Raw genomic sequence first — 23,479 nt, forward strand, 5'->3', positions numbered from 1 at the left:
GGGTTACAAAACAGCACCGCCAGCTAGGCTGGCGGTGTGAAATCAGGCAGTCAGACGGCTCGCGTCTTGCGCGATAACCAGTTCTTCGTTGGTTGGGATAACCACCGCAGGACGGGTACCTTCTTTGTTGATGAAACCAGATTTGCCGAAACGTGCGGCCAGGTTACGTTCGTGGTCAACTTCGAAGCCCAGAACGCCCAGTTTGCCCAGAGACAGTTCACGAACCATCGCGGCGTTTTCACCAATGCCACCGGTGAAGACAACCGCATCCAGACGACCATCCATCAGCGCGGTGTAGGAACCGATGTATTTCGCCAGACGGTGGCAGTAAACGTCCATTGCACGTTTAGCGTCTTCTTTGGTGGTGTAGTTGTCTTCAACATAACGGCAGTCGCTGGTGACTTCAGTCAGACCCAGCAGGCCAGACTCTTTGGTCAGCATTTTGTTGATCTGGTCAACACTCATGCCCAGGGTGTCGTGCAGGTGGAAGATGATCGCCGGGTCGATGTCACCGGAACGCGTACCCATCACCAGACCTTCCAGCGGGGTCAGACCCATGGAAGTATCAACACATTTACCGTTACGGATTGCAGAAACAGAACCGCCGTTGCCCAGGTGGCAAGTGATGATGTTCAGTTCATCAACCGGTTTGTTCAGCATTTTTGCCGCTTCCTGAGTCACGAAGAAGTGGCTGGTACCGTGCGCGCCGTAACGACGAACGCCATGCTCTTTGTACAGGCTGTACGGCAGGGCATAGAGGTAAGATTCTTCCGGCATAGTCTGATGGAACGCGGTGTCGAATACGGCCACGTTTTTGTCTTTCAGATTCGGGAAGGATTTCAGCGCTTCAGCGATACCGATCAGGTGTGCAGGGTTGTGCAACGGTGCAAAAGAGGCTGCATCTTTGATACCCTGAATAACGGAATCGTCGATAACTACAGAGCCGGTGTATTTTTCGCCGCCGTGAACAACACGGTGACCAATCGCAGTCAGCTGAGCAGACAGTTCTGGTTTTTGTGCCAGAATAGTATTAACGATAAAATTCAGCGCTTCACTGTGAGCGGCGCCTGCACCTAAAGCCGCTTCTTGTTTACCGCCATCCATTTTCCATTTGATACGTGCTTCTGGGAGATGGAAACATTCGGCTAAACCAGAAAGGTATTCTTCACCGTTTACTGCATCGATGATGGCAAATTTCAGTGAGGAGCTACCGCAGTTCAGAACCAGTACTAACTTACTCGACATGGAAGTACCTATTTATGATACGTGGCTAAAAAAACGTCAGGGAGTCATAGAGCGTAGCGCATGATGACACCGACGTTTATGATTAACATCATGCGCCAGGGTCTTTTTGGGCACGATGGAATAAATACCTTTGAGTCTATGTCATTTTGCGTATTTTTCAGCCAATGGCATACTATGTGTCAATTTGACGACTCAATGATTTTGGACTAAAGGCCTTACAGGCCGGCACAGGATACCTGAATGTGGGTATCAAAGACAAAATGTTTTGAACGATGTCCTTTGTAGTTGTTGTTTTGCACAAATTTTTTAATTTTTATATGTGAAGTTGAGGTAACCGCCATGTCGACACCGGATAATCGTTCCGTCAATTTTTTTAGCTTGTTCCGCCGGGGGCAGCACTACGCGAAGACGTGGCCAATGGAAAAGCGCCTCGCGCCCGTGTTTGTAGAGAACCGCGTGATCCGTATGACACGTTACGCAATCCGTTTTATGCCGCCTATCGCCGTCTTCACGTTATGCTGGCAAATTGCGTTGGGTGGTCAGTTGGGACCGGCTGTGGCAACGGCGCTATTTGCGCTGAGCCTGCCAATGCAGGGCATGTGGTGGTTGGGTAAACGTTCCGTGACACCGCTGCCGCCTTCAATTCTCAACTGGTTCTACGAAGTTCGGGGGAAATTACAAGAAGCCGGACAGGCGTTATCGCCGGTTGAAGGGAAGCCTGATTACCAGGCGCTGGCTGACACGCTTAAGCGTGCCTTCAAACAACTGGATAAAACTTTCCTCGATGATTTGTAATTGACCCCTGATTACGCATATAAAAGAAGGCACAAGATGCCTTCTTTTTTTTCATCGCAGTAGTAGTGATACAGGAGTCCCAAATGGAAATGACCAACGCTCAACGTCTGATTTTGTCGAATCAGTACAAAATGATGACTATGCTCGATCCCACTAACGCCGAGCGTTATCGTCGTTTGCAGACGATTATTGAACGCGGTTACGGTTTGCAGATGCGCGAGCTGGATCGTGAGTTTGGTGAGCTGACGGAAGAAACCTGCCGTACGATTATCGATATTATGGAGATGTATCACGCATTACATGTGTCCTGGACTAATCTTAAGGATGCACAGGCCATTGATGAACGCCGCGTGACCTTCCTCGGTTTTGACGCCGCAACGGAAGCCCGTTTCCTCGGATACGTTCGCTTTATGGTCAATGTGGAAGGTCGCTATACCCACTTTGATGCGGGTACGCATGGCTTCAACGCCCAGACCCCGATGTGGGAAAAATATCAGCGTATGTTGAACGTCTGGCACTCTTGCCCGCGCCAGTATCACCTGAGCGCGAATGAAATTAACCAAATCATTAATGCCTGAGGGGGCGAGCGTGCAGTGCAAAGGTTTTCTGTTTGATCTGGATGGAACGCTGGTCGATTCCTTACCCGCAGTAGAACGCGCGTGGTGCAACTGGGCCGATCGTTTTGGCCTCGATCACGACGAGGTGCTCGGCTTTATTCATGGCAAGCAGGCCATTACCTCTCTGCGACACTTTATGGTGGGCAAATCTGAGGCTGAGATCGCTGCGGAGTTCACCCGTCTTGAGCAGATCGAAGCGACGGAAACCGCTGGGATCACCGCGCTGCCGGGGGCTGTTGAGTTGCTCAACCACCTCAATAAAGCGGGTATTCCGTGGGCGATTGTGACCTCCGGTTCTATGCCAGTCGCACGAGCGCGCCATCGTGTCGCGGGGCTTCCCGCGCCTGAAGTGTTTGTCACCGCCGAACGGGTAAAAAGAGGGAAACCAGAACCAGACGCTTATCTGTTAGGCGCTCAACTGCTGGGTCTCGCACCGCAAGAGTGTACCGTGGTTGAAGATGCGCCCGCTGGTGTGCTTTCAGGACTGGCGGCTGGGTGTCATGTGATCGCGGTCAATGCGCCTGCGGACACGCCGCGTCTGGATGAGGTCGACTTTTCGTTGACCAGTCTGGAACAGATTTCCGTGACCAAGCAACCCAACGGAAATGTGGTCGTAGTAAGAAATACCTGATCATGATTTAGCCCCAGATTGTTGGGGCTTTTTTATGGCAGAATCGACTCATCCCTCTCATTTAACAAGGATATGTTGTGAACGGTGAATTGATATGGGTTCTCTCATTGCTGGCGATTGCCGTCGTTTTGTTTGCCACTGGCAGAGTGCGTATGGATGCAGTTGCTCTGTTGGTCATCATTGCCTTTGTTCTGAGTGGAACACTGAGCATCTCAGAGGCTTTTTCGGGTTTCAGCGATCCTAACGTTATTTTGATTGCGGCTTTATTTATCATTGGTGACGGCCTGGTGCGTACCGGGGTGGCAACGGTGATGGGGGCATGGCTGGTGAAGGTGGCCGGCAGTAGTGAAGTCAAAATGCTGGTTTTGCTGATGATCACCGTCGCCGGGCTCGGTGCCTTTATGAGTTCCACCGGCGTAGTCGCGATTTTTATTCCTGTTGTTTTAAGCGTATCTATGCGCATGCAAACCTCGCCCTCGCGTCTGATGATGCCGCTTAGCTTCGCGGGGCTTATCAGCGGCATGATGACGCTGGTGGCGACGCCGCCCAACCTGGTCGTCAACAGTGAGTTACTGCGCGAGGGACTCAACGGTTTCAGCTTTTTCAGCGTGACCCCGCTTGGGCTGGTTGTTCTGGTGCTCGGCATCATTTACATGCTGCTGATGCGTTTTATGCTCAAAGGTGAGGACTCCGGGCAACAGGGGGATGGCTGGAAACGCCGGACCTTTCGCGATCTTATCAAAGAGTATCGTCTGACGGGGCGCGCCCGCCGCCTGGCTATTCGTCCCGGCTCGCCGATGATTGGCCAGCGTCTTGACGACCTGAAGCTGCGTGAGCGCTACGGGGCGAACGTGATTGGTGTTGAGCGCTGGCGTCGCTTTCGGCGCGTAATTGTGGACGTTAATGGGGTCTCTGAGTTCCGTGCCCGTGACGTTTTGCTCATTGATATGTCCGCCGCTGATGTCGATCTGCGCGAATTCTGCAGTGAACAATTGCTGGAGCCGATGGTGCTGCGCGGCGAGTATTTTTCCGAACAGGCGCTTGATGTGGGGATGGCTGAGATTTCGTTGATCCCGGAATCAGAATTAATCGGTAAAACGGTAAGGGAAATCGCGTTTCGTACGCGTTACGGCCTGAATGTCGTCGGGGTGAAGCGTGATGGTACGGCGATGGACGGCGCGGTAGTGGATGAACCGTTGCTGATGGGCGATATCATTCTGGTCGTGGGTAACTGGAAACTTATCACATCGTTGGGTAAAAAAGGCCGCGACTTTGTGGTGTTGAACATGCCGGTCGAAGTCAGTGAAGCGTCTCCGGCGCACAGCCAGGCACCGCACGCGATTTTCTGCCTGGTTCTGATGGTTGCGTTAATGCTGACGGATGAAATACCCAATACGGTGGCCGCAATTATCGCCTGCCTGCTGATGGGGAAATTCCGGTGTATTGATGCAGAGAGCGCCTATAAGGCGATCCACTGGCCAAGCATTATCTTGATCGTCGGGATGATGCCTTTTGCGCTGGCTTTACAAAAGACCGGCGGTGTCGATCTGGTGGTAAAAGGACTCATGGACGTCGGTGGGGGATATGGCCCGTACATGATGCTGGGTTGTCTGTTTGTCCTGTGTGCGACCATTGGTTTATTTATCTCGAATACCGCAACAGCGGTGCTGATGGCGCCGATTGCGCTGGCGGCGGCAAAGTCGATGGGCGTTTCGCCGTATCCTTTTGCGATGGTGATTGCGATGGCGGCTTCTGCCGCCTTTATGACACCGGTGTCTTCACCTGTTAACACGCTGGTGTTGGGGCCGGGTAACTACAGCTTTAGCGACTTCGTGAAGATTGGCGTACCGTTTACGGTGATTGTCATGGCAGTGTGCGTGGTGATGATCCCGATGCTGTTCCCGTTTTGACCGCCGCAGTAAACGCCTGATGGCGATGCGCTTATCAGGCCTACGGATATCACGCTACCTGTAGGCCGGATAAGGCGTTAGCCGCCATCCGGCAAAATCGCTTAAAGCGGTGAATCCTGACTGATTTCATCTAATGAGAGGTGAAAGCTTGGGACGAACACGTCCATAAAGTAGTCCATCTCTTCGCTGCGTCGTGACTCCAGCGTTTTTTCCAGACGCGTTTTCGCCAGCAGAAATTCGTTGTTACCGGCGGAGAGTTCCTCCAGGCACTTCAGATACGCGCACAGGGCATCTGCCTGTTTAACAATCGATCTTTCTTCTTCACTTAAGGCATGTTCATCAATGAGTGGTGCAAAAATATCCCGCAACTCGTCGGGAACCATATCGACCAGTTTTTGCTGGGCAATTTTCTCTATTGCTTTATATTCCTGAGCAATCTGCGAGTTGAAATATTTCACTGGGGTAGGGAGATCGCCGGTTAACACCTCTGACGCATCGTGATACATCGCCAGCAGGGCAATACGCTCAGCATTTACCTGACCACCAAATTTACGGTTTTTGATCGCGGCCAGCGCATGAGCAACCATGGCAACCTGCAGACTGTGTTCAGACACGTTTTCGGTGCGCACGTTGCGCATCAGCGGCCAGCGGTTAATGAGCTTCAGACGGGATAGGTGGGCAAAAAAATGGCTCTGCTTCATAACGACCCTTATATGATGGCAACCTAAGAGTCATTGTGCGCAGAGAAGGCTGTCAGATGCAAATACTCGTCATACTGGTCCGACAGCCTTTGTTTAATTACAACTGGTGATAGCCTGACAGGAAGCGCTCTAATTTACTTAGCGACATTTCGATATCGTCAATACGCGGCAGTGTGACGATACGGAAATGATCCGGCCACGGCCAGTTGAAAGCCGTTCCCTGAACCAGCAGGACTTTTTCCTGCAGCAGAAAGTCGAGAACCATCTTCTGGTCGTCGTGAATATTGAAGCGTTTGGCATCAATTTTCGGGAACATATACAGCGCGCCGCGTGGCTTCACGCAGGAGACGCCCGGAATATCATTAAGTAATTCCCAGGCCCGGTTGCGCTGTTCATACAAACGTCCGCCTGGCATGATAAATTCGCTGATGCTCTGGTATCCACCCAGCGCGGTTTGAATGGCGTGTTGCGCTGGAACGTTGGCGCATAAACGCATGGAGGCCAACATTTCAAGACCTTCAATATACCCTTTGGCATGTTTCTTCGGTCCGTTCAGTACCATCCAACCCTGGCGGAACCCCGCAACACGATAAGTTTTTGACAGGCCATTGAAGGTAATAGTCAGCAGATCCGGGGCCATTGCCGCAATTGAGTGATGCTCGGCATCATCATAGAGAATTTTGTCATAAATCTCGTCAGCAAAGATAATGAGGTTGTTCTGGCGAGCAATCTCAACTATCTCCATCAGCAGCTCTTTAGAGTAAACGGCGCCGGTAGGGTTGTTTGGGTTAATGATGACGATCCCACGAGTGCGCGGGGTGATTTTTGCCCGAATATCATCAAGGTCCGGGAACCAGTCTGACGATTCATCACACAGGTAGTGCACGGCATTACCGCCAGAGAGCGATACTGCCGCTGTCCACAGCGGGTAATCAGGTGCAGGAACCAGCATTTCGTCCCCACTGTTCAGCAACGCCTGCATCGCCTGAACGATTAATTCAGAAACGCCGTTACCGATATAAATGTCCTCCACGGTAACATCGCGCATCCCGCGGGCCTGGTAATGCTGCATGATCGCTTTGCGGGCTGAATAAAGACCTTTTGAATCGCAATACCCTTGTGCGGTAGGCAAATTGCGGATCACATCGACCAGAATTTCATCTGGTGCTTCAAACCCGAATGGCGCAGGGTTGCCGATGTTGAGTTTCAGAACTTTATTGCCTTCTTCTTCCAGGCGCTTTGCTTCCTTCAGAACCGGGCCACGAATGTCATAACAGACATTTTCTAATTTGCTGGATTTTTCAATGGGGGACATGAATCTTGACCTTTTTAGCTGTGAATGCCACTCCCTGCCGTGGAAGTCAGCACAGAACAATGTACTCCCCCGACGGTGAGTTTTGAAGGGTCTTTAGTAGAAGATTTCGAAAGTTGCGATGTTATAATTAACTGTTAATAACTAAATAATGAAATTAATATAGAATTATAATCTTGATATTTTTGATTTTGTGGTTATATGTTTCGATGTGGCGGCTAGGGTATGGTGATTTGTTTTGGTAAAAATAGTGAGATGTGCAAAACGGGGCGCGGTCGGGAGTATCTGCTGTATTGCGCAATTCGAAAATACTGAGGTTTGAGCCTGACAAACTGTTATCGGCCTGATCTGACAACGACGCGGTGTGAATCTATTGTTAAGTATAATTAATGAATGGTGGCATTCTTAATTAATTATTATTTAATATTTAAACAGTATTTATTGAACGCGTTAATAATACGAAAACTGCCAGTCTGAGTTATCACCTTTTTGCTTCGATTAATTCGCGATAACACTTATAAATATAGTGGTTTTAGGTTAAGATAAGTCCCATGAAATGGTACGCAACTTGTGTTTTGCGATAATTCTAATGTTAGTTAAGAGTTTCTAACATACTGAAAAGTTAGTTTTTAATGTGTAAATTAGTGTTCGTTAACTATTTTTCAAATTTACAAAATTTACATGTTTTCCATTAGTCAGAATCATCCAACAGCTAAAAAAATGACTCTTTCTCGTTGCTATATTCCGATGAGTGTCACGGGTATTATATAGCGCTGAAAGGGAATTGTTTCGTTTGTTAAAGCAAATACATCCTTATTTTCACCTGGTTACACCTGGTGAAACTGCGAGGGAGGCCCATTACAAATGGAGTTGTTTGTTTCTGAATGCACAGCATTAACCCGGTATGACCCGCGAGTAAGTGAAAAATTATGATAAATGCAAATCGTCCGATAATTAACCTCGATCTCGATCTGCTGAGAACCTTCGTTGCCGTTGCCGATCTGAATACCTTCGCGGCTGCGGCAGCTGCGGTATGTCGCACTCAGTCTGCGGTGAGTCAGCAAATGCAACGTCTCGAACAACTTGTGGGGAAAGAGTTGTTCGCGCGCCATGGACGTAACAAACTACTGACCGAGCATGGGATTCAGTTGCTGGGTTACGCCAGAAAAATATTGCGTTTTAATGATGAGGCATGCTCATCATTGATGTTTAACAATCTTCAGGGAGTGTTAACTATTGGCGCTTCTGATGAGTCAGCGGATACTATCCTTCCTTTTCTGCTGAACCGGATAAGTTCGGTTTATCCGAAGCTTGCGCTGGATGTCAGAGTGAAACGCAACGCTTACATGGTGGATATGCTGAAGTCACAAGACGTTGATCTGGTGGTGACAACCAACCGGCCAGGCGATTTTGAGTGTCTGAATCTGCGTACCTCACCTACGCACTGGTATTGTGCGGCCGAATATATTTTACAAAAAGGTGAGCCGGTGCCGCTGGTGCTGCTGGATGATCCGAGTCCGTTCCGCGATATGGTACTGGCAACGCTGAACGCTGCACAGATCCCGTGGCGTCTGGCCTATGTTGCTTCAACATTAGCGGCTGTTCGTGCGGCAGTGAAGGCGGGGTTGGGCGTGACTGCCCGTCCTGTAGAAATGATGAGCCCGGATTTACGCGTACTGGGCGCGGCGGACGGATTGCCACCGTTGCCGGAAACGGAGTACTTGCTGTGCTGCGACCCTGCATCACAAAATGAGCTGGCTCAGGTGATCTTTAAGTCGATGCAGACCTATCAAAATCCCTGGCAATACAACCAGTTTACCCCTGAAGGGGGAGACGATTCGCTGATTGTCGAAGGCGACTTTGAGTGATGTACCATAAATAATCGTTATAAAATGTAAGTGCAAAAAAGAGTCGCTGGTGATGAAAAAACATCCAGTGGCTCTTTTTTTATGCAAATAATGGTCGGAGATGGCATTTTGTATACCAAAACTTAACAAAATCAGTAGGTAAAAAAATCACCTACAAATAGTGCAAAAAACAATCACTCGAGGCGCTATTCATTTTCATGTTAAAAAACTAGAGAAATTGTTGCTGTTTTTTATGGTGAATTAACAAAAGCGTGTCACAGATCAAGAAAATACTCCCATTTAGGGGGAGGCATCTGTGTGAATTCCTGTCAAAATAGACGGGTATCATTTTTTTACTTCACTACGGACACGATTCAACAACATTAAAAATGACCGATGACGCGATCGAAATGGGTCTAAATAGCACTTTATGTTAATGGTGTTGGAGTTGTGTAAAATAATGTGAGGAAACTTTTGTTAAAGTTGACAAAAGGTTATAGAAAGGAGTAAAAAACCCCATCAATTAGCTGTCTAAAATGATTTTTCACAGTGATTGTAAGGTTTTTTTTATTCCTCCCCATGAATCGATGTGGCGTTCATCTGCCGAAAAGAGCAGAGAATTTGGCGCTACTTTTGATGAGTAAGCAATGAGTATGTCAACATCCACTGAAGTCATCGCTCATCACTGGGCATTCGCTATCTTTCTTATTGTCGCCATTGGCCTGTGCTGCCTGATGCTCGTCGGCGGCTGGTTTTTAGGTGGTCGCGCGCGCGCGAGATCTAAAAACGTGCCGTTTGAATCAGGTATCGACTCGGTCGGCACCGCCCGCTTGCGCCTGTCTGCCAAGTTTTATCTGGTAGCCATGTTCTTCGTTATCTTCGACGTTGAAGCGCTGTATCTGTTCGCATGGTCAACCTCTATCCGTGAAAGCGGTTGGATTGGCTTTGTGGAAGCTGCAATTTTTATTTTTGTGTTACTGGCAGGTCTGGTTTATCTGGTGCGTATTGGCGCTCTGGACTGGACGCCCGCGCGTTCACGCCGCGAGCGTATGAACCCGGAAACGAACAGTATCGCTAATCGTCAACGCTAACCGCGAGGCATTAAGATGGATTATACGCTCACCCGCATAGATCCTAACGGTGAGAACGACCGTTACCCCCTGCAAAAACAGGAGATCGTAACCGACCCCCTGGAGCAGGAAGTTAACAAAAACGTGTTCATGGGCAAACTGCATGACATGGTTAACTGGGGCCGTAAAAACTCAATTTGGCCATATAACTTTGGCCTTTCCTGCTGCTACGTAGAGATGGTGACCTCGTTTACCGCCGTGCATGACGTGGCCCGTTTTGGTGCAGAAGTATTGCGTGCATCGCCGCGTCAGGCTGACCTGATGGTCGTAGCCGGAACCTGCTTTACCAAAATGGCCCCGGTTATTCAGCGCCTCTACGATCAGATGCTGGAACCGAAATGGGTTATTTCCATGGGCGCCTGCGCCAACTCCGGCGGTATGTACGATATCTACTCGGTAGTGCAGGGCGTTGATAAATTTATTCCGGTCGATGTGTACATCCCGGGATGCCCACCGCGTCCAGAAGCGTACATGCAGGCACTGATGCTGCTGCAAGATTCCATTGGCAAAGAACGCCGTCCGCTCTCCTGGGTGGTTGGCGATCAGGGCGTTTATCGCGCCAATATGCAGTCAGAACGCGAGCGTAAACGCGGCGAACGTATTGCTGTAACGAATCTTCGTACACCAGACGAGATTTAATTTGCGCCTGTCGGCAGCAGCACTTCCTTCGCTTACCACTACATAAATAGCGCGAAGCACTGCCGACCACCACGGACCATTTGCAATGGTGAACAATATGACCGACTTAACCGCGCAAGACGCCGTATGGCAAACACGGGATCACCTTGATGACCCGGTCATTGGCGAACTGCGCAACCGTTTTGGGCCGGATGCCTTTACCGTTCAGGCTACTCGCACTGGGGTACCCGTTGTCTGGGTCAAGCGTGAACAGTTACTCGAAGTTGGCGATTTCTTAAAGAGACTGCCGAAACCTTACGTCATGCTGTTTGACTTACACGGCATGGACGAACGTCTGCGTACGCACCGCGAAGGGTTACCCGCCGCGGATTTTTCCGTTTTCTATCACCTGATCTCCATTGAACGCAATCGCGATATCATGCTCAAGGTGGCTTTGTCTGAAAACGATCTGCGCGTACCGACTTTCACCAAACTGTTCCCGAACGCCAACTGGTATGAGCGTGAAACCTGGGAAATGTTTGGCATCGACATCGAAGGTCACCCGCACCTGACGCGTCTGCTGATGCCGCATACCTGGGAAGGCCATCCGCTGCGTAAAGACTACCCGGCGCGTGCGACCGAATTTGATCCGTTTGAGCTGACTAAAGCCAAACAGGATCTGGAAATGGAAGCGCTGACCTTCAAACCTGAAGACTGGGGCATGAAGCGTAGCACCGAAAACGAGGACTTTATGTTCCTCAACCTCGGTCCTAACCACCCGTCTTCCCATGGTGCGTTCCGTATTGTCCTGCAGCTTGATGGCGAAGAAATCGTCGACTGCGTACCTGACATCGGCTACCACCACCGTGGCGCTGAAAAGATGGGCGAACGTCAGTCCTGGCACAGCTATATTCCGTACACTGACCGTATCGAGTACCTCGGCGGCTGCGTGAACGAAATGCCGTACGTGCTGGCAGTCGAAAAGCTGGCGGGTATTACCGTACCGGATCGCGTCAACGTGATTCGCGTCATGCTCTCTGAACTGTTCCGTATCAACAGCCACCTGCTGTACATCTCCACGTTCATTCAGGACGTCGGCGCGATGACTCCGGTATTTTTCGCCTTTACCGACCGTCAGAAAATCTACGACGTCGTGGAAGCGATCACCGGTTTCCGTATGCACCCGGCCTGGTTCCGTATCGGCGGTGTGGCACACGATCTGCCGCGCGGTTGGGACAAACTGCTGCGTGATTTCCTCGACTGGATGCCAAAACGTCTGGATTCTTACGAGAAAGCCGCACTGCGTAACACCATCCTGAAAGGCCGTTCGCAGGGCGTTGCCGCTTACGGCAAGAAAGAAGCGCTGGACTGGGGCTGTACCGGTGCTGCGCTGCGTGCGACCGGTATTGATTTCGACGTGCGTAAAGCGCGTCCGTACTCTGGCTACGAAAACTTTGACTTTGAAGTCCCGGTTGGCGGTGGTGTATCCGACTGCTATACCCGCGTGATGCTGAAAGTTGAAGAGCTGCGCCAGAGTCTGCGCATCCTTGAGCAGTGCCTCAATAACATGCCGGAAGGCCCGTTCAAAGCGGATCACCCGCTGACGACGCCGCCGCCGAAAGAGCGCACGCTGCAACATATCGAAACCCTGATCACCCACTTCCTGCAGGTTTCGTGGGGACCGGTTATGCCGGCAAACGAGTCCTTCCAGATGGTGGAAGCGACCAAGGGTATTAACAGTTACTACCTGACCAGCGATGGCAGCACCATGAGTTATCGTACCCGTATCCGTACCCCGAGCTATGCGCACCTGCAGCAGATCCCGGTAGCGGTACGTGGCAGCCTGGTGTCCGACCTGATCGTCCATCTGGGTAGTATCGATTTTGTTATGTCAGATGTGGACCGCTAATTATGCACGAGAACCAACAACCACAAACCGAGGCTTTTGAGCTGAGTGCGGCTGAGCGTGAAGCGATTGAGCACGAGAAGCACCACTACGAAGACCCGCGTGCGGCGTCCATTGAAGCGCTGAAAATCGTTCAGAAGCAGCGTGGCTGGGTGCCGGATGGGGCGATCTACGCGATCGCTGACGTGCTGGGTATCCCGGCAAGCGACGTCGAAGGTGTTGCGACATTCTACAGCCAGATCTTCCGTCAGCCGGTCGGTCGCCACGTGATCCGCTATTGCGACAGCGTCGTGTGCCATATCAATGGCTACCAGGGGATCCAGGCTGCGCTTGAGAAAAAACTCAACATCAAGCCGGGGCAGACGACCTTTGATGGTCGCTTTACGCTGCTGCCGACCTGTTGCCTGGGGAACTGCGACAAGGGGCCGAATATGATGATCGATGAAGATACTCACGCTCATCTGACCCCGGAAGGCATTCCCGAACTGCTGGAGCGGTATAAATGAAAGACATTATCCGTACTCCCGAAACGCATCCGCTGACCTGGCGTCTGCGTGATGACAAACAGCCGGTATGGCTGGACGAATATCGTAGCAAGAACGGTTATGAAGGTGCGCGTAAGGCCCTGACCGGGCTGTCACCGGATGAAATCGTCAACCAGGTAAAAGACGCTGGCCTGAAAGGGCGCGGCGGCGCAGGCTTTTCCACCGGTCTGAAGTGGAGCCTGATGCCGAAAGACGAATCCATGAACATCCGTTACCTGCTGTGTAACGCCGATGAAATGGAACCCGGCACCTATAAAGACCGCTTGTTGATGGAACAGCTGCCGCACCTGCTGGTGGAAGGCATGCTGATCTCCGCGTTTGCGCTGAAAGCGTACCGTGGTTACATCTTCCTGCGCGGTGAATATATCGAAGCGGCTGTGCATCTGCGCCGCGCGATTGCCGAAGCGACCGAAGCCGGTCTGCTTGGCAAAAACATCATGGGCACCGGTTTCGATTTCGAACTGTTTGTGCACACCGGGGCAGGGCGTTACATCTGCGGTGAAGAAACCGCGCTGATCAACTCCCTCGAAGGTCGCCGTGCTAACCCACGCTCCAAGCCGCCGTTCCCGGCAAGCTCTGGTGCATGGGGTAAACCGACCTGCGTTAACAACGTCGAAACCCTGTGTAACGTACCGGCTATCCTCGCAAACGGCGTGGAGTGGTACCAGAACATTTCGAAGAGCAAAGACGCGGGCACCAAACTGATGGGCTTCTCTGGTCGCGTGAAGAATCCGGGACTGTGGGAGCTGCCGTTCGGCACTACTGCGCGTGAAATCCTCGAAGATTACGCGGGCGGCATGCGCGATGGTCTGAAGTTCAAAGCCTGGCAGCCGGGCGGCGCGGGGACTGACTTCCTGACTGAAGCACACCTCGACCTGCCGATGGAATTCGAAAGCATTGGTAAAGCCGGTAGCCGTCTGGGCACCGCGCTGGCGATGGCGGTTGACCACGAGATTGGCATGGTTGGGCTGGTGCGTAACCTCGAAGAGTTCTTTGCCCGCGAGTCCTGTGGCTGGTGTACGCCGTGCCGTGATGGTCTGCCGTGGAGTGTGAAAATTCTGCGTGCGCTGGAGCGTGGCGAAGGCCAGCCTGGGGATATCGAGACACTTGAGCAACTGTGTCGTTTCCTCGGCCCGGGTAAAACCTTCTGTGCACACGCACCGGGTGCGGTGGAACCGCTACAGAGCGCCATTAAATATTTCCGCGAAGAATTCGAAGCTGGCATTAAGCAGACCTTCAGCAATACCCACGCTATTGGTGGTATTCAGCCGAACCTGCTGAAAGAGCGCTGGTAAACGTTTTACGCGAAAGCATTCAAGATGCGTCAAGGCGGCAACCGAGAGAACCCCTGAGCTTACTAAAGTAAGTGACTGGGGTGAGCGAGGGAAGCCAACGCCGAGGCAGCTTGAAGGATAAAGCGGAAAAGAAATTCGATTAACGCTTGGTCACTGACCGAGCCAACTGGAAGCATGCTGACTATGGCTACGATTCATGTAGACGGCAAAGAATATGAGGTCAATGGAGCGGACAACCTGCTGGAAGCTTGTCTGTCTCTCGGCCTTGATATTCCATACTTTTGCTGGCACCCGGCGCTGGGCAGCGTCGGTGCTTGCCGCCAGTGTGCGGTGAAGCAATATCAGAACGCGGAAGACACGCGTGGTCGCCTGGTGATGTCTTGTATGACACCGGCCACCGAAGGTACCTTTATTTCTATTGATGACGAAGAAGCGAAGCAGTTCCGCGAAAGCGTCGTCGAGTGGTTGATGACCAACCACCCGCACGACTGCCCGGTCTGCGAAGAGGGCGGTAACTGCCACCTTCAGGATATGACCGTCATGACTGGTCATAGCTTCCGTCGCTACCGCTTCACGAAGCGTACACACCGCAACCAGGATTTGGGGCCGTTCATCTCTCACGAAATGAACCGCTGCATCGCCTGCTATCGCTGCGTGCGTTACTACAAAGATTACGCCGATGGCACGGATCTGGGCGTGTATGGCGCACATGACAACGTCTACTTCGGTCGTCCGGAAGACGGTACGCTTGAGAGCGAATTCTCCGGTAACCTGGTAGAAATTTGTCCGACCGGCGTGTTTACCGACAAAACGCACTCCGAGCGTTATAACCGTAAATGGGACATGCAGTTTGCGCCGAGCATCTGCCAGCAGTGTTCCATCGGCTGTAACACCAGCCCGGGCGAGCGCTACGGTGAACTGCGTCGTATCGAAAACCGCTACAACGGTACCGTTAACCACTACTTCCTCTGCGACCGTGGTCGTTTCGGCTATGGTTACGTGAACCTGAAAGACCGTCCGCGTCAGCCAGTACAGCGTCGTGGCGATGACCTGATCACGCTGAACGCCGAGCAGGCGATGCAGGGCGCGGCAGATATTCTGCGTCAGTCGAAGAAAGTGATTGGTATCGGCTCCCCGCGCGCCAGCGTTGAAAGTAACTTCGCGCTGCGTGAACTGGTCGGTGCGGATAACTTCTATACCGGTATCGCCCAGGGTGAGCAGGAACGTCTGCAACTGGCACTGAGCGTGCTGCGTGACGGCGGGATTCATACGCCGGCACTGCGCGAAATCGAATCTTATGATGCGGTTCTGGTGCTGGGCGAAGATGTCACCCAGACCGGCGCACGCGTTGCGCTGGCAGTGCGTCAGGCGGTGAAAGGTAAAGCGCGTGAAATGGCGGCGGCACAGAAAGTGGCTGACTGGCAGATCGCAGCAATCCTTAACATCGGCCAGCGTGCCAAGCATCCGTTGTTCGTTACCAACGTCGATAACACCCGCCTGGATGATATCGCCGCTTGGACCTATCGTGCACCGGTTGAAGATCAGGCGCGTTTAGGTTTCGCTATCGCCCACGCGCTGGATAACAACGCGCCGGCGGTTGACGGTATCGACCGTGACCTGCAGAACAAAATTGACGTTATCGTTCAGGCACTGGCCGGGGCGAAGAAACCACTGATTATTTCCGGCACCAACGCCGGTAGCGCTGAGGTGATTCAGGCTGCTGCCAACGTGGCGAAGGCGCTGAAAGGCCGTGGCGCAGATGTCGGCATCACCATGATTGCTCGCTCTGTTAACAGCATGGGCCTCGGCATGATGGGCGGTGGTTCTCTTGACGATGCGCTGACCGAGCTGGAAACAGGTCGCGCTGACGCCGTTGTGGTGCTGGAAAATGACCTGCATCGCCATGCTTCAGCCGCCCGCGTTGATGCCGCGCTGGCGAAAGCGCCGCTGGTACTGGTTGTTGACCATCAGCGTACGGCAATTATGGAAAACGCCCATCTGGTGCTTTCCGCTGCAAGCTTCGCCGAAAGCGATGGTACGGTGATTAACAACGAAGGCCGCGCCCAGCGTTTCTTCCAGGTCTATGACCCATCCTACTACGACAGCAACACCGTAATGCTGGAAAGCTGGCGCTGGCTGCACTCGCTGCACAGCACCGTGCAGAGTCGTGAAGTGGACTGGACGCAGCTCGACCACGTTATCGACGCGGTCGTGGAGAAGTTGCCGCAGTTGGCGGGCATTAAAGATGCCGCGCCGGATGCAAGCTTCCGTATCCGTGGACAGAAGCTGGCTCGTGAACCGCACCGCTACAGTGGGCGTACCGCAATGCGCGCCAACATCAGCGTACACGAACCGCGCCAGCCGCAGGACAAAGACACCATGTTCGCTTTCTCGATGGAAGGCAACAACCAGCCGTCTGCGCCGCGTTCACAAATTCCGTTTGCCTGGGCTCCGGGCTGGAACTCCCCACAGGCGTGGAACAAGTTCCAGGATGAAGTGGGCGGTAAACTGCGTCATGGCGATCCGGGCGTGCGCCTGATCGAAGCTTCTGCGGATGGTATGGATTACTTCACTACCGTTCCGGCGAGCTTCCAGGCTCAGGATGGTCAGTGGCGTATCGCGCCGTACTATCACCTGTTTGGTAGTGACGAAATGTCCCAGCGTGCGCCGGTCTTCCAGACCCGTATGCCGCAGCCGTACATCAAGCTCAACCCGGCGGATGCCGCGAAGTTGGGTGTCAATGCCGGTACGCGCGTTTCTTTCAGCTACGATGGCAACACGGTTACGCTGCCGGTTGAAATCGCTGAAGGATTAACGGCAGGGCAGGTTGGTTTGCCGATGGGCATGCCTGGCATCGCGCCGGTTCTGGCAGGTGCGCGTCTTGAGGATCTGCAGGAGGCACAACAATGAGTTGGATTACACCCGATCTGATTGAGATCCTGCTGAGCATTCTCAAAGCGGTGGTGATCCTGCTGGTGGTGGTCACCTGCGGGGCATTCATGAGCTTTGGCGAACGTCGTCTGCTGGGTCTGTTCCAGAACCGTTACGGACCGAACCGTGTTGGCTGGGGCGGTTCGCTCCAGCTGGTTGCGGACATGATCAAGATGTTCTTTAAAGAAGACTGGATCCCGAAATTCTCGGATCGCGTCATCTTTACCCTGGCACCGATGATCGCCTTCACCTCGCTGCTGCTGGCTTTCGCCATCGTGCCGGTGAGTCCGAACTGGGTAGTGGCCGACCTGAACATCGGGATCCTGTTCTTCCTGATGATGGCAGGCCTCGCGGTCTACGCGGTGCTGTTCGCCGGCTGGTCCAGTAACAACAAATACTCCCTGCTCGGTGCGATGCGTGCGTCTGCGCAGACGCTGAGCTACGAAGTGTTCCTCGGACTTTCCCTGATGGGCGTGGTGGCGCAGGCCGGTTCATTTAACATGACCGACATCGTCAACAACCAGGCTGATATCTGGAACGTTATTCCGCAGTTCTTTGGTTTTGTCACCTTTGCCATCGCGGGCGTGGCGGTGTGTCACCGTCACCCGTTTGACCAGCCAGAAGCCGAGCAGGAACTGGCCGACGGTTACCACATTGAATATTCCGGTATGAAATTCGGTCTGTTCTTCGTGGGTGAGTACATCGGTATCGTCACCATTTCTGCGCTGATGGTTACCCTGTTCTTCGGTGGCTGGCATGGCCCGTTCTTACCACCATTCGTCTGGTTCGCGCTGAAAACCGCGTTCTTCATGATGATGTTCATTTTGATTCGTGCGTCGTTACCGCGTCCTCGTTATGACCAGGTAATGTCCTTCGGCTGGAAAGTCTGTCTGCCGCTGACGCTCGTCAACTTGCTGGTAACGGCGGCTGTCATTCTCTGGCAGGCGCAATAAGGGACACAAAGACCATGACCTTAAAAGAATTGTTCGTAGGTTTCGGCACCCAGGTACGCAGTATCTGGATGATCGGCCTGCATGCGTTCGCGAAACGCGAAACGCAGATGTACCCGGAAGAGCCGGTCTATCTACCGCCCCGTTTTCGTGGTCGTATCGTTCTGACACGTGATCCTGACGGTGAAGAGCGCTGCGTTGCCTGTAACCTGTGTGCGGTAGCGTGTCCGGTAGGCTGTATCTCTTTGCAAAAAGCAGAGACCAAAGATGGCCGCTGGTATCCGGAGTTTTTCCGCATTAACTTCTCACGCTGCATTTTCTGCGGCCTGTGTGAAGAAGCCTGTCCGACAACGGCTATTCAGCTGACTCCAGATTTCGAGCTGGGTGAGTACAAGCGCCAGGACCTGGTTTACGAGAAAGAGGATCTGCTGATCTCCGGTCCGGGCAAATACCCGGAATATAACTTCTACCGGATGGCAGGTATGGCAATCGACGGCAAAGATAAGGGCGAAGCAGAGAACGAAGCTAAGCCTATCGACGTCAAGAGCCTGTTACCGTAAGGAGAGGGGCAATGGAGTTCGCTTTTTATATCTGTGGCCTGATAGCCATTCTCGCAACCTTGCGGGTGATCACCCACACCAATCCGGTACACGCACTGCTGTATCTGATTATTTCGCTGCTGGCGATTTCCGGGGTGTTCTTCTCGTTAGGCGCTTACTTCGCGGGTGCGCTGGAAATTATCGTCTACGCGGGCGCCATCATGGTGCTGTTCGTATTCGTGGTAATGATGCTCAACCTCGGTGGTTCTGAAATTGAACAGGAACGCCAGTGGCTGAAACCTCAGGTGTGGATTGGACCGGCGATTCTGTCGGCCATCATGCTGGTGGTTATTGTTTACGCCATTCTGGGCGTTAACGATCAGGGCATCGACGGGACACCAATCAGCGCGAAAGCAGTCGGTATTTCCCTGTTCGGACCGTATGTACTGGCGGTCGAACTGGCTTCGATGCTGCTGCTGGCGGGTCTGGTTGTGGCCTTCCACGTGGGGCGCGAAGAGCGTTCAGGTGAGGTGCTGAGCAATCGCACCGATGACCGCGCGAAAAGAAAAACGGAGGAGCACGCATGATCCCCTTACAACATGGACTGATCCTCGCTGCGATTTTATTCGTCCTGGGTTTGACCGGTCTGGTTATCCGCCGCAATCTGCTGTTTATGCTGATCGGGCTGGAAATCATGATTAACGCCTCTGCGCTGGCCTTTGTGGTCGCCGGAAGCTACTGGGGCCAGACCGATGGTCAGGTGATGTACATTCTCGCCATCAGCCTTGCGGCTGCGGAAGCGAGCATTGGACTTGCGCTGCTGCTGCAACTTCATCGCCGTCGCCAGAACCTGAACATCGATTCAGTAAGTGAGATGCGTGGATGAACATGCTTGCCTTAACCATTATTCTGCCATTTATTGGCTTTGTATTACTGGCGTTTTCTCGTGGTCGTTGGTCAGAAAATCTGTCCGCGACCGTGGGTGTCGGGTCGATTGGCCTGGCCGCGCTGGTGACTGCGTTTGTTGGCGTTGATTTTTTTGCCAATGGCCAGCAGGCTTACAGCCAGCCGCTGTGGACCTGGATGTCAGTTGGCGACTTCAACATCGGTTTTAACCTGGTGCTGGACGGCCTGTCGCTGACCATGCTCTCCGTGGTGACCGGCGTCGGTTTCCTGATCCACATGTTCGCCTCCTGGTATATGCGCGGAGAAGAGGGCTATTCTCGTTTCTTCGCCTACACCAACCTGTTTATCGCCAGCATGGTGGTTCTGGTGCTGGCGGATAACCTGCTGCTGATGTACCTCGGCTGGGAAGGCGTGGGCCTGTGCTCCTATCTGCTGATTGGTTTCTACTACACCGATCCGAAGAATGGCGCTGCGGCAATGAAAGCCTTCGTGGTAACCCGTGTTGGTGACGTATTCCTGGCGTTCGCGCTGTTCATCCTCTACAACGAGCTGGGCACGCTGAACTTCCGCGAAATGGTGGAACTGGCGCCTGCGCACTTTGCAGACGGTAACAACATGCTGATGTGGGCAACCCTGATGCTGCTGGGCGGTGCGGTCGGTAAATCTGCACAGCTGCCGTTGCAGACCTGGCTTGCTGATGCGATGGCCGGCCCGACGCCTGTCTCCGCGTTGATCCACGCCGCGACGATGGTTACCGCCGGTGTCTACCTGATTGCACGTACGCACGGCCTGTTCCTGATGACCCCGGAAATCCTGCACCTGGTGGGGATTATCGGTGCCATCACTCTGGTGCTGGCGGGTTTTGCTGCGCTGGTACAGACCGACATCAAACGCGTTCTCGCTTACTCCACGATGAGCCAGATTGGCTACATGTTCCTGGCGCTTGGCGTTCAGGCGTGGGATGCGGCGATTTTCCACCTGATGACGCACGCCTTCTTTAAAGCGCTGCTGTTCCTGGCATCCGGCTCGGTTATCCTGGCTTGCCACCACGAACAGAACATCTTCAAGATGGGCGGCCTGCGTAAGTCAATTCCGCTGGTGTATCTCTGCTTCCTGATCGGTGGCGCGGCGCTGTCGGCTCTGCCGCTGATTACCGCTGGCTTCTTCAGTAAGGATGAGATTCTGGCCGGTGCAATGGCGAATGGTCATATTAATCTGATGGTTGCAGGTCTGGTCGGTGCGTTCATGACCTCGCTGTATACCTTCCGCATGATTTTCATCGTGTTCCACGGTAAAGAACAAATTCACGCTCACGCCGGGAAGGGGATTACCCATCATCTGCCGCTGATTGTGCTGATGATCCTGTCCACCTTTGTTGGCGCGCTGATTGTGCCGCCGCTGCATGGCGTACTGCCTGCGACGACCGAGCTTGAGCATGGTCGCGTCATGACGCTGGAAATTACTTCCGGTATCGTCGCGATTGCGGGCATCCTGATCGCTGCATGGCTGTGGCTGGGTAAACGCCAGCTTGTGACATCGATTGCCAACAGTGCGCCAGGCCGTTTGCTGGGTACCTGGTGGTATAACGCCTGGGGCTTCGACTGGCTGTATGACAAAGTGTTCGTCAAGCCGTTCCTCGGTGTTGCATGGCTGCTGAAACGCGATCCGCTGAACGCAATGATGAACATTCCGGCGATCCTGTCTCGCTTTGCAGGTAAAGGCCTGCTGTTAAGCGAGAACGGCTATCTGCGCTGGTATGTGGCATCAATGAGCATCGGCGCCGTTGTTGTGCTGGCACTGTTGATGGTACTGCGTTGAGTTTGTTGGCTGGATGAACGACTGCCGGATGGCGCTGCGCTTATCCGGCCTACAAACCCAAAAATAATTTTTAGAATTCGTTGAAAATCTGTTCCTGAAGTACAGGCGTCATCGGCGAAGTCAGACCGAATACCGCCAGCGCAGAGCAACCGGAGCGTACTGAAGTACGTGAGGATTGCGAGCACTGCCGGGATTTGGGCTGATGAGTGAGATAGCCTGAGCAGGAGTAAATATAAGGGACATACTTAGCTATGTTATTACCCTGGTTGATATTAATCCCCTTTATCGGTGGCTTCCTGTGCTGGCAGACCGAACGCTTTGGCGTGAAGGTGCCGCGCTGGATAGCGCTGATTACCATGGGACTGACGCTGGCGCTTGGCTTGCAACTGTGGTTGCAGGGCGGCTATTCACTGACGCAATCCGCTGGCATTCCGCAGTGGCAGTCTGAGTTTGTCCTGCCGTGGATCCCACGTTTTGGCATCTCTATTCATTTAGCCATCGACGGTTTGTCGCTGCTGATGGTGGTGCTAACCGGTCTGCTCGGTGTTCTGGCGGTACTGTGCTCCTGGAATGAAATCGAAAAATACCAGGGCTTCTTCCACCTGAACCTGATGTGGATCTTAGGCGGCGTAATCGGCGTATTCCTTGCCATCGACATGTTCCTGTTCTTCTTCTTCTGGGAAATGATGTTGGTGCCGATGTACTTCCTGATCGCGTTGTGGGGGCATAAAGCCTCTGACGGTAAAACGCGTATCACGGCGGCCACCAAGTTCTTCATCTATACCCAGGCAAGCGGTCTGGTGATGTTGATTGCCATCCTGGCGCTGGTGTTTGTGCACTACAAAGCGACCGGCGTGTGGACCTTCAACTATGAAGAACTGCTGAATACCCCGATGTCCCACGGCGTGGAATATCTGCTGATGCTGGGCTTCTTCATCGCGTTTGCGGTGAAAATGCCGGTGGTTCCGCTGCACGGCTGGTTGCCGGATGCGCACTCCCAGGCACCGACCGCAGGTTCCGTTGACCTGGCGGGGATTCTGCTGAAAACCGCGGCCTACGGTCTGCTGCGTTTCTCCCTGCCGCTGTTCCCGAACGCGTCGGCGGAGTTTGCACCTATCGCTATGTGGCTTGGCGTAATCGGCATCTTTTACGGCGCGTGGATGGCCTTTAATCAGTACGATATCAAACGTCTGATTGCCTACACCTCTGTATCGCACATGGGCTTCGTGCTGATTGCTATCTACACCGGCAGCCAACTGGCGTACCAGGGTGCGGTTATCCAGATGATTGCGCACGGTCTGTCCGCTGCCGGTCTGTTCATCCTGTGTGGTCAGCTGTACGAACGTCTGCACACGCGTGATATGCGTATGATGGGCGGCCTGTGGGGCAAAATGAAATGGTTGCCTGCGCTGTCAATGTTCTTTGCAGTGTGTACGCTGGGTATGCCGGGTACCGGTAACTTCGTTGGCGAATTCATGATTCTGTTCGGCAGCTATCAGGTGGTTCCGGTCATTACCGTGATCTCAACCTTTGGTCTGGTGTTTGCCTCTGTTTACTCGCTGGCGATGCTGCATCGCGCTTACTTCGGTAAGGCGAAAAGCCAGATTGCCAGTGTTGAACTGCCAGGGATGTCGCTGCGTGAGCTGTTTATCATCCTGTTGCTGGTCGTGCTTCTGGTACTGCTTGGCTTCTATCCGCAGCCGATTCTGGATACCTCGCATTCTGCGATGAGCAACATCCAGCAGTGGTTTGTTAATTCCGTTACTACTACAAGGCCGTAAAT

The 23,479-nt window shown here is 53.0% G+C and carries 20 protein-coding genes; 17 read left to right on the plus strand and 3 right to left on the minus strand.

What is annotated here, in order from left to right; all coding sequences use genetic code 11:
* Nucleotides 1-42: 42 nt before the first annotated feature.
* Nucleotides 43-1,245: an acetate kinase gene (gene ackA, locus SK32_RS01400; RefSeq protein ID WP_048211067.1), complete on the minus strand. Its 1,203-nt coding sequence runs from the start codon at nucleotides 1,243-1,245 to the stop codon at nucleotides 43-45.
* Nucleotides 1,246-1,584: 339 nt separating this feature from the next.
* Between ackA and yfbV the strand changes: the two genes are divergently transcribed.
* The 4 genes from yfbV to SK32_RS01420 all read left to right on the plus strand — a co-directional run bounded on the left by yfbV (nucleotide 1,585) and on the right by SK32_RS01420 (nucleotide 5,198).
* A complete protein-coding gene (gene yfbV, locus SK32_RS01405) occupies nucleotides 1,585-2,040 on the plus strand; it encodes a terminus macrodomain insulation protein YfbV (protein WP_003028087.1) in 456 nt (151 codons plus the stop codon).
* An 83-nt stretch (nucleotides 2,041-2,123) separates the two neighbouring features.
* Nucleotides 2,124-2,618 (plus strand): YfbU family protein, encoded by a 495-nt coding sequence (locus tag SK32_RS01410; RefSeq protein WP_003028086.1) that lies wholly within the window; start codon nucleotides 2,124-2,126, stop codon nucleotides 2,616-2,618.
* The gene (locus tag SK32_RS01415; protein ID WP_086523398.1) at nucleotides 2,611-3,288 is read left to right on the plus strand and encodes a sugar phosphatase; all 678 of its coding nucleotides are present in this window, start codon (nucleotides 2,611-2,613) and stop codon (nucleotides 3,286-3,288) included. The genes SK32_RS01410 and SK32_RS01415 overlap by 8 nt, the downstream gene beginning before the upstream one ends.
* Nucleotides 3,289-3,365: 77 nt before the next feature.
* Nucleotides 3,366-5,198, plus strand: a complete 1,833-nt coding sequence (locus SK32_RS01420) for an SLC13 family permease (RefSeq protein ID WP_048211069.1) — start codon at nucleotides 3,366-3,368, stop codon at nucleotides 5,196-5,198.
* A 101-nt stretch (nucleotides 5,199-5,299) separates the two neighbouring features.
* Here SK32_RS01420 and yfbR read toward each other — a convergent pair whose 3' ends face one another.
* The gene (yfbR, locus tag SK32_RS01425; protein WP_003028083.1) at nucleotides 5,300-5,899 is read right to left on the minus strand and encodes a 5'-deoxynucleotidase; all 600 of its coding nucleotides are present in this window, start codon (nucleotides 5,897-5,899) and stop codon (nucleotides 5,300-5,302) included.
* A gap of 97 nt (nucleotides 5,900-5,996) precedes the next feature.
* Nucleotides 5,997-7,214, minus strand: coding sequence for an alanine transaminase AlaA (alaA, locus tag SK32_RS01430; RefSeq protein ID WP_048211070.1), 1,218 nt, complete (start codon nucleotides 7,212-7,214; stop codon nucleotides 5,997-5,999).
* 926 nt (nucleotides 7,215-8,140) lie between these two features.
* Here alaA and lrhA point away from each other — a divergent pair.
* The 13 genes from lrhA to nuoM all read left to right on the plus strand — a co-directional run bounded on the left by lrhA (nucleotide 8,141) and on the right by nuoM (nucleotide 23,477).
* Nucleotides 8,141-9,079, plus strand: coding sequence for a transcriptional regulator LrhA (gene lrhA / locus SK32_RS01435; protein ID WP_005129482.1), 939 nt, complete (start codon nucleotides 8,141-8,143; stop codon nucleotides 9,077-9,079).
* Nucleotides 9,080-9,705: 626 nt separating this feature from the next.
* Complete coding sequence (gene nuoA / locus SK32_RS01440; protein WP_040230134.1) at nucleotides 9,706-10,149, plus strand: NADH-quinone oxidoreductase subunit NuoA; 444 nt, start codon at nucleotides 9,706-9,708, stop codon at nucleotides 10,147-10,149.
* Nucleotides 10,150-10,164: 15 nt separating this feature from the next.
* A complete protein-coding gene (gene nuoB, locus SK32_RS01445; protein ID WP_003028075.1) occupies nucleotides 10,165-10,827 on the plus strand; it encodes an NADH-quinone oxidoreductase subunit NuoB in 663 nt (220 codons plus the stop codon).
* A gap of 85 nt (nucleotides 10,828-10,912) precedes the next feature.
* The gene (gene nuoC, locus SK32_RS01450) at nucleotides 10,913-12,715 is read left to right on the plus strand and encodes an NADH-quinone oxidoreductase subunit C/D (RefSeq protein ID WP_075551358.1); all 1,803 of its coding nucleotides are present in this window, start codon (nucleotides 10,913-10,915) and stop codon (nucleotides 12,713-12,715) included.
* Between the two features lie 2 nt (nucleotides 12,716-12,717).
* Complete coding sequence (gene nuoE / locus SK32_RS01455) at nucleotides 12,718-13,218, plus strand: NADH-quinone oxidoreductase subunit NuoE (protein WP_003028069.1); 501 nt, start codon at nucleotides 12,718-12,720, stop codon at nucleotides 13,216-13,218.
* Nucleotides 13,215-14,552 (plus strand): NADH-quinone oxidoreductase subunit NuoF, encoded by a 1,338-nt coding sequence (nuoF, locus tag SK32_RS01460; RefSeq protein WP_005129472.1) that lies wholly within the window; start codon nucleotides 13,215-13,217, stop codon nucleotides 14,550-14,552. Before nuoE ends, nuoF begins: the two co-directional genes overlap by 4 nt.
* 183 nt (nucleotides 14,553-14,735) lie before the next feature.
* Nucleotides 14,736-17,462 carry an NADH-quinone oxidoreductase subunit NuoG gene (nuoG, locus tag SK32_RS01465; protein WP_048212556.1) on the plus strand — a complete coding sequence of 909 codons (2,727 nt, stop codon included), beginning with the start codon at nucleotides 14,736-14,738 and terminating at the stop codon, nucleotides 17,460-17,462.
* Nucleotides 17,459-18,436 carry an NADH-quinone oxidoreductase subunit NuoH gene (nuoH, locus tag SK32_RS01470; protein ID WP_003028063.1) on the plus strand — a complete coding sequence of 326 codons (978 nt, stop codon included), beginning with the start codon at nucleotides 17,459-17,461 and terminating at the stop codon, nucleotides 18,434-18,436. Before nuoG ends, nuoH begins: the two co-directional genes overlap by 4 nt.
* Before the next feature lie 14 nt (nucleotides 18,437-18,450).
* Nucleotides 18,451-18,993 (plus strand): NADH-quinone oxidoreductase subunit NuoI, encoded by a 543-nt coding sequence (gene nuoI / locus SK32_RS01475; protein ID WP_003028062.1) that lies wholly within the window; start codon nucleotides 18,451-18,453, stop codon nucleotides 18,991-18,993.
* Nucleotides 18,994-19,004: 11 nt separating this feature from the next.
* Nucleotides 19,005-19,559 carry an NADH-quinone oxidoreductase subunit J gene (gene nuoJ / locus SK32_RS01480; protein ID WP_003028059.1) on the plus strand — a complete coding sequence of 185 codons (555 nt, stop codon included), beginning with the start codon at nucleotides 19,005-19,007 and terminating at the stop codon, nucleotides 19,557-19,559.
* The gene (nuoK, locus tag SK32_RS01485; RefSeq protein ID WP_000612644.1) at nucleotides 19,556-19,858 is read left to right on the plus strand and encodes an NADH-quinone oxidoreductase subunit NuoK; all 303 of its coding nucleotides are present in this window, start codon (nucleotides 19,556-19,558) and stop codon (nucleotides 19,856-19,858) included. Before nuoJ ends, nuoK begins: the two co-directional genes overlap by 4 nt.
* Nucleotides 19,855-21,696 (plus strand): NADH-quinone oxidoreductase subunit L, encoded by a 1,842-nt coding sequence (gene nuoL / locus SK32_RS01490; RefSeq protein WP_048211071.1) that lies wholly within the window; start codon nucleotides 19,855-19,857, stop codon nucleotides 21,694-21,696. The genes nuoK and nuoL overlap by 4 nt, the downstream gene beginning before the upstream one ends.
* A 251-nt stretch (nucleotides 21,697-21,947) precedes the next feature.
* The gene (gene nuoM, locus SK32_RS01495; RefSeq protein WP_003027692.1) at nucleotides 21,948-23,477 is read left to right on the plus strand and encodes an NADH-quinone oxidoreductase subunit M; all 1,530 of its coding nucleotides are present in this window, start codon (nucleotides 21,948-21,950) and stop codon (nucleotides 23,475-23,477) included.
* The last annotated feature ends 2 nt before the right edge of the window (nucleotides 23,478-23,479 follow it).

Source organism: Citrobacter sp. MGH100 (assembly GCF_001034465.1).
Taxonomy (GTDB): Bacteria; Pseudomonadota; Gammaproteobacteria; order Enterobacterales; family Enterobacteriaceae; genus Citrobacter; species Citrobacter youngae.